7 protein-coding genes and 3 pseudogenes are annotated in these 6,794 nt (G+C 59.3%); 1 reads left to right on the top strand and 9 read right to left on the bottom strand.

Annotated features, from left to right (window positions below; genetic code table 11):
* The coding region (locus tag RXV88_RS22830) for an IS630 family transposase (RefSeq protein WP_316295991.1) at window positions 1-710 on the bottom strand (710 nt) is incomplete at its 3' end.
* Between the two features lie 121 nt (window positions 711-831).
* Between RXV88_RS22830 and RXV88_RS22835 the strand changes: the two genes are divergently transcribed.
* Window positions 832-1,589 (top strand): IS5 family transposase gene (locus RXV88_RS22835; protein WP_316295993.1). Its coding sequence is split into 2 segments (ribosomal slippage): window positions 832-1,156 and window positions 1,156-1,589, totalling 759 coding nucleotides; the frame shifts between segments, so codons are not numbered across the junction.
* A 194-nt stretch (window positions 1,590-1,783) separates the two neighbouring features.
* On the opposite strand, the gene RXV88_RS22840 is transcribed toward RXV88_RS22835, so the two are convergent.
* From RXV88_RS22840 to RXV88_RS22875, 8 genes and pseudogenes are all read right to left on the bottom strand, one after another.
* Window positions 1,784-2,578, bottom strand: a complete 795-nt coding sequence (locus tag RXV88_RS22840) for a xanthine dehydrogenase family protein molybdopterin-binding subunit (RefSeq protein ID WP_316295995.1) — start codon at window positions 2,576-2,578, stop codon at window positions 1,784-1,786.
* Window positions 2,579-2,631: 53 nt separating this feature from the next.
* Window positions 2,632-3,807, bottom strand: a complete 1,176-nt coding sequence (locus RXV88_RS22845; RefSeq protein WP_316295996.1) for a serine hydrolase domain-containing protein — start codon at window positions 3,805-3,807, stop codon at window positions 2,632-2,634.
* Entirely contained in the window at window positions 3,804-4,646 is an 843-nt protein-coding gene (locus RXV88_RS22850) for a type II CAAX endopeptidase family protein (protein WP_316295997.1), read from the bottom strand. Before RXV88_RS22850 ends, RXV88_RS22845 begins: the two co-directional genes overlap by 4 nt.
* 198 nt (window positions 4,647-4,844) lie before the next feature.
* Window positions 4,845-5,012 (bottom strand): annotated as a pseudogene (locus tag RXV88_RS22855) (IS5/IS1182 family transposase); the annotation flags it as partial.
* Window positions 5,013-5,086: 74 nt separating this feature from the next.
* Window positions 5,087-5,254 (bottom strand): annotated as a pseudogene (locus RXV88_RS22860) (Crp/Fnr family transcriptional regulator); the annotation flags it as partial.
* 34 nt (window positions 5,255-5,288) lie between these two features.
* Window positions 5,289-5,537: pseudogene (locus RXV88_RS22865) on the bottom strand (integrase core domain-containing protein); the annotation flags it as partial.
* A 92-nt stretch (window positions 5,538-5,629) separates the two neighbouring features.
* Window positions 5,630-5,917: a hypothetical protein gene (locus tag RXV88_RS22870; protein WP_316295998.1), complete on the bottom strand. Its 288-nt coding sequence runs from the start codon at window positions 5,915-5,917 to the stop codon at window positions 5,630-5,632.
* Between the two features lie 168 nt (window positions 5,918-6,085).
* A complete protein-coding gene (locus tag RXV88_RS22875; RefSeq protein WP_316296000.1) occupies window positions 6,086-6,355 on the bottom strand; it encodes a hypothetical protein in 270 nt (89 codons plus the stop codon).
* Window positions 6,356-6,794: the final 439 nt, after the last annotated feature.

Raw genomic sequence — 6,794 nt, forward strand, 5'->3', positions numbered from 1 at the left:
GGAACGACCCTCTTTGAGATATGGAGTGCATTATAGCGGGATCCGGTGTGCCAGGCATTGGACGACATCGAGACGCCAGTGCCATTGCGTGTATAGGTGTGGGTGCGCCGTTCGGGGACACCAGGCGCCATGGGCAGAACGGGCTGCTCGCGGTCGAGCGCCTGGATCTGAGATTTTTCGTCTATGCACAAAACGATAGCCCGGTTCGGTGGCGACATGTAGAGACCGACCACGTCCTGCACCTTGTCCACGAACAGTGGATCGGTGGACAGCTTGAAGGTCTCGGCGCGATGCGGCTGCAAGCCGAAGGCGTTCCAGATGCGCCGAACGGTCGTATGCGACAGCCCCGTCTCCGCCGCCATCGAGCGGATCGACCAATGGGTCGCATCCCTCGGTGTCGTCTCCAGCGTGCGCTTGATGACGTCGGCCACTTGCTCATCGGACACGGTGCGCGGGCGGCCTGCGCGGTACTCGTCCGAGAGGCCTTCAACGCGATGCTCGGCAAACCGCCGCCGCCACTTGCCGACCGTGTGTTCGGAATGGCCGAGCTCGGCGGCGATCTCCTTGCTGGTCAGTCCCTCAGCACATCTCAGAACGATCCGGCACCTGTCCGACAGCGACCGCGCCGCCTTGTGCCGGCGCAACTGGGCTTCCAGAAAAGCGCGCTCATCATCGCTGAGCTCAATCACTACCGATGCCCGGCCCCGCATCAACGCCTCCCCGAATTGCCTCAAATCAATGATGGCAAATTTGGTTCCGGGTGACTAGGGTCAGGACGCATTGATTTCCCGAGCGCTGCGTGATTCACGGCTCCGAAAACGGAGCGGTGACATGAGCGATCTTTTCTGGCTGACCGACGCGCAGATGGCGCGTCTGAAACCCTACTTTCCGAAGTCGCACGGCAAGCCCAGGGTCGACGACCGGCGGGTTTTGAGCGGGATTATCTTCATCAACCGCAATGGGTTAAGGTGGCGCGATGCGCCTGCCGCCTATGGCCCACACAAAACGCTTTACAGCCGTTGGAAGCGCTGGAGCGAGAAGGGCATCTTCGCGCGGATAATGGTTGGTCTGGCCGCCGAGCACGGCGAACAGAAGACCGTGATGATCGACGCGACCTACCTGAAGGTACATCGAACTGCGACCAGCATGGCCGCCAAAAAGGGGGGCGTGGTCGTCTGATTGGTCGAACCAAAGGCGGCATGAACACCAAATTGCATGCCATCTGCGACAGCCAGGGACGCCCGCTCGACCTGTTCGTCACCGCCGGTCAGGTCAGCGACTACATCGGCGCGCGGGCGTTGCTCAGCAGTCTCCCAAAAGTCGATTGGCTGCTCGGGGACCGAGGCTACGATGCAGACTGGTTCCGAGACGCGTTGAAAGACAAGGGGATACGCGCCTGTATCCCGGGTCGAAAGCAGCGCAAGGCGACTGTCAAATACGACAAACGCCGATACAAACGCCGCAACCGCATTGAAATCATGTTCGGCAGGCTCAAGGACTGGAGGCGCGTTGCGACCCGCTATGACCGTTGTCCAAAAGTCTTCCTGTCGGCCATCGCTCTCGCCGCAACCGTCATCTACTGGTTATGAATCCTGACCCTACAAGCACCCATCGGGTGTTCCAGTTTAACCGCCGGTGCATCGCTAGGTGTTCCCCGCGGCAAGCCAAGTTCTTCTGACACTGCTCTTAAGGGATTTGTGTGACAGGGCCGACGGACACTATGAAAAAGTCCGCATGCGCCTGGAAAAAGGAACCGGCATGGAAGTCGTCTCTGGTCGGCTCATCACGAATCGGGGCGCGCGCCTCGGATCCGTTCGCGAAGCGCCATCGGGGTCATCGGCAAGGCCTCGACCCGCACGGCAAACGGGGAAAGCGCATCGGATACGGCATTTGCAAGGGCCCCGATCGCACCCATAACCCCGCCCTCGGCCATGCCCTTCATCCCGCCCGGCGTCCGGGCGCTTGGCGTGTGCATCGGGACAAGGTCGATTTCCGGCAATTCGCAGGCCGTTGCGATCAGATAGTCCGCAAAAGTGGCGGACAGGTTCTGACCGTCGGGATCGTAATGCACGGATTCGAAAAGCGCGCCGCTCAGCCCCATCGCGACTGCCCCTTGCTGCTGCCCTGCGACGATGATCGGGTTCAATACGGTCCCGCAATCCTCCGCCACGACATAGCGGCAGATCGTCACCTTACCGGTCGTCGCTTCGACCTCGATCTCGCAGGCATGGGTCGCGTTCGAATAGGTCATCGGTGGCGGATCGTAGGTGAGCGAGAAATCCAGCCCCGGCGTCATATCCGGCGGAAGGGTGGTTGGATCCAGATAGGCGCGCCGGGCGATCTCGGCGAGATCGGTTCCCGTGTCCTCCCACTTTCCAGCCAATCGACGCTTTACGCGGCCCGCAGAAAGACGCAGCGCCTCCGGATCGTTCACGTTGAGCATGCGCGCCGCAATGGCCAGAACCTTTTCGCGGGCCTTCTGGGCGCAGAGATATAGCGTTCCGCCCCCAGCCGTGGCGCCCCGTCCGCCACGGCTGCCCATTCCGTAGGGCGCGACGTCGGTAAGCGCCCAGAACACTTCAGAGGACGGAGAAACTCAAGATCATGATCTTTTTCATCGGCTTCCCTCCCTCACTGCGCGCTCACCGCGTCGATCAACAGATCGGCAAGGGCGGACTCCAAGGCGGGGACGAGGTCAGAGCTGTCATCCGCCACGCCCACTTCCGTGTTAATCTGGAAGGCGATCGTCAGGTCGTGATCCGCGTAGTGCCTGAGGCTTGACACGTAGCCGGGAATCCATCCGCCATGTCCGTAGACGGGCCCGTGCAGCGTCTCGGTATAGAGCGCCACGCCACTGCCATAGCGGATGCCCGGTGCGTCCGGGTGGACCGGAACGGCATCGAGAAGACGGTCCATATAGGGTTCATCCATAGCCACGCCCGTGAACAGCGCGTGCCCCCATCTGGCAAGGTCGGATGACGTGGAGACGAACCCGCCACCCGTCCATTCGACCGCCGGGTTCCACAAGAGCGCACCGGTTTCATCCGACGTGCGGGATGGAAGCCCAAACGAGTTGGGCGCGACCGTATAGCCTACGGCCAGCCCCTCAATCATCGGCCCGTCGGAGGGAATGGTCTGGAAAAGCCCGAGTGGGGTCAGAAAGCGCTCCTGCACGAGTTCGAAGACGTCCCTGCCGGTCGCAGCCTCGATCACCAGCCCCAGCAGCAGGTAACCGCTATCAGTGTAGGCCCATGCCGTCCCGGCCTCGAACAAGGGCGGCTCATCGAGGATGAACGCAATTGCGGCCTCTGGCGCGAACGGCGCGGTCTGCCCCATGTCGATCAGCGCCCCAGCGACGCCGTCCAAATGAACGTGATCCGGCACGCCGGAGGTATGCGTCAGCAGATGGCCAATGGTCATGTCTTGCGCATTCGGCACGCGGCCAAACCAGGGCAGTTGGCCGAGATATCCGGATACGAGGTCGGCCCGAGCCAACACGCCCTCGCTCTCCAGTGAGAGAACCAGCGCACCCCAGATCGTTTTCCCGATGCTGGCCGCTAGCATCCGGCTTTCCGTCGTCATTGGAATATCCGCCTCTACATCCGCAAGGCCTACTGCGACCGCCCCGGTCGTGCCGTCCTTCAGCGTGTAGGCGACGGTCGCCCCCGGAAATCCGTAAGTCTCGCGAAAGGATCCCAGAAGCGAACGCAGAGCGGCATTTATCTCGGTGTCGTCCGACAAGGCGGGGCTGGTGGCCAATCCCAGGTTCATTAGGAAAAGCGCCACGATGGTGAGCACGTGTTTCATTGTGTGCGCCCACCATCGTCCGGAATTACCTCCGTCAAAGCGCCCTCGCGGTGCAGCATCGTATCTCGATTCCACCAAACGACAGCGACGGTGACGGCCACCAGGATCCACGTGTCATAGGGCTGCGCGTCCGGCCAGAACGGATTGATGAGTTGCCAGTGGAACAGCATCGGCCAAAGCAGACTGCCTCGCGCCGAATTGAAGATCGGGGTGACCAGGATCGCGAGGGTGACGTTGCCGATGAAGAACGGCAGGAAATTCCAGGCCGCAAAAACCGTACCCGACAGGAAGAACGCAGGCAGATGCCAGATCCCCCAGACCGATCCAATCACGGCCCCAGCCCAGAGCGGTGCCAGATGGCGTTGCAGGATAGGTTGCGCGACCCCGCGCCAGCCGAATTCCTCGATTGGCCCGAGAAAGAGCATCATGAACAGGATTGACACTATAGCGCCCGGACCTTCGGGCGACATCGGCGTGAGGACAGGACCACCCTTCAGCAGCGACCCAAGCACAAAAACAATAGGAATGCCGATCAGGATGAAGAAAACCCAGAAGGACGAGACCCGCCACAGGGTGAGGCGCGACAGAAAGGATTTGAGACCGCCTATGCCGCCGAAAAAGAGCACCAACGCAAAAGCGGAAATCGCAGGTGCCCAAGTCGCAAGGAAGAAGAAGGGATGCGACCCGCTGATCTCTCCGAAACTGGCGGAGGCCCAATCAGGTGCAACAATGTAGACCGCGACGATGCCCCACGTGATGGCGAAGGTCAGCGCGAAAAAGCCGATCAGGGCATAGGACGGAACGCGAAAGGTCCGAGTGGGCGCGGCAATATCTGTCATGGGATGATCCCTCGCGAAAAGCGTTGAGACAGGACGCCCAAGGCCGGCGAACTCGGCTTCGGACTTGAAGATGGGCGTAGCTGTTTGCGCTTTCCGGTAGCGGTGCGGCAATCCCTATGGAGTTCCCTGCTCATTCCTCTAATCGGCCTTGTTGCATAAATCAGGTTCTGAGCGGAGTTCCCCTTTCCCCGGACCGACTTATCCTACGGCCACTGTGACGGGTATGCCAAGCGCGGTGTAGCCATTCAGCACGGCGATGCGGACTTGCAGCTCCGCGACCTGGCGGTCGAAGTCTCGAGCCATCAGTGACTGACCAAGCAGCTTGATGCAGTTCATCTTGCTTTCGACCCGGCTCCGGCGGTGAAGCATGCGCTTGCGTGACAACCAGCGTCTGACCTGAACACCGGGGCCGCTTGCCGATCAATGGCCGGCGGCCCTTCTTATTTCAAGAGCGGCCCGGTCTGATCCAAATAGGCTGCATCAAACTCAGCCAGCTCCACCAACCCGGCATGATCTTCAAAGGACACGCGACCGTCCCGAAAGGTCACCAGTCCACTCTCGCGAAGGTGACGCAGAACGCGGTTCACGTGGATGGCACTCAGCCCCAGTGGAGAGCCCCCATTGGGTGATCCGGTTTGATTGTTAGTGCATGGTCGGCCTTTGGTCCATTTGGACGATTGTTTCTGGCGCCGGTGGTCGGTAGCCAAGAACGCTATGTGGCCGCTTCGTGTTGTAGTGCTTTCTCCAGCCTTCAATGATGATCTGAGCTTCTCTGAGCGAGTAGAAGATCTCGCGGTTCAGTAGTTCATCCCGGAACCGAGCGTTGAAGCTCTCGACATAGCCATTCTCCAAAGGCGATCCCGGCTCGATGAAGGCGGTCTTGGCGCCCAAGGGAGCACAACAGTGCTGCCGCACCCGCTCAATATACATCGTAAAGCTAAACGACGCGTCCAAACTAAAGGACGCGCCAGAATGTCATGGTATCATCGAGACAGCGCGTTAAAGAAGTCCGTGGCTTCGATGGTCCCGTTGTCAGGATGCATAGTCAGCAGAACCCTTTTGCCGGTGCCATCATACGCACTCAGCAACAATTCGTTACCGTTTACGGTTTGTATCGACGTGTAGCCCTCAAGCGTGAGCGAGGCTGTCACGTCCTTTGTATATCTGCTTTGGACTGGCCAAGTGTCAGCAGCGTGGGCAGCGGCGGTTACGAGAAGCGAGAGGCTCGAAAGCAAAGCGATTGATTTAGCGGTCATAATGATCTCCATCATACGTACAGAATGACAGTCCAGAAACTGTCCCGGACAGTTATCTTGCACATGGGTTTTTGGTTTCCCTGCTCGTGCAAGCCTCAAGCATCAGCTTGCGGCTGAACTGGAGCTTTCAAGAATTGAAGTAGGGTTTAGCGACGTTTCCGATAGCTGCGCGCAGCCCTGTGATCATTCGTCGGCCCGGTGAACTTTGGTCGTCGACAAGACTGTACGGGAGAGTTCTTCGACCTGAATGATGACCTCGCTCCCTTCTGGATCGTAGGCCGACATCTTGCCCGACGCGGAGTCCATGACGCGCACATCCTTGTAACCGCCCATAATCAGCTTTGTCGCGATATAGTCGTAATGGATCGAGGGCATGACGTTCACCTCGCCGGCTAATCCCGAGAGAGGGAATAGCAGGCAAGCTGCAGATAAAGCAGCAAAATATCTTTTCATCGGAGAATCCACACGTGGAAATTACAGGAAGCCGCACGCCAACAGACCACGGTCCTACTGGCGCTGCGCGTCACGTAAATCTTGCGACTTTCCTAGAGATAAGTGCCGTGCTTCAAACTTATAGAATTCTCGGGGAAGCACCGCTGTCAGACGGTACGTCTGTTCCAAAACTTCCGCAAGCGTATTATTGGGTCCTATTGATGAAACCCAAGACGTGGCTCGGTTTGTTTGAAAAGTTTGGGCTTTTCCGAGACATCTGAGACTTTCTGTCAGATGTCAGCAAAACAGCGTTCAGAAGCCATTCGAGACGACGGGACGGCGCGGCGACGTCCGCTTTGGTGCCTCAACGGCCTCTTCTACAGGGGTGCTGCCAGACGGATTCGAACCCGTCTCCACAAGGACAGTAGGACTTCCCTTATACCGCGCCAAGTTCGCGCCA

The sequence above is a fragment of the Aestuariicoccus sp. MJ-SS9 genome, assembly GCF_032586235.1.
In the GTDB taxonomy this organism is placed as follows: domain Bacteria; phylum Pseudomonadota; class Alphaproteobacteria; order Rhodobacterales; family Rhodobacteraceae; genus Aestuariicoccus.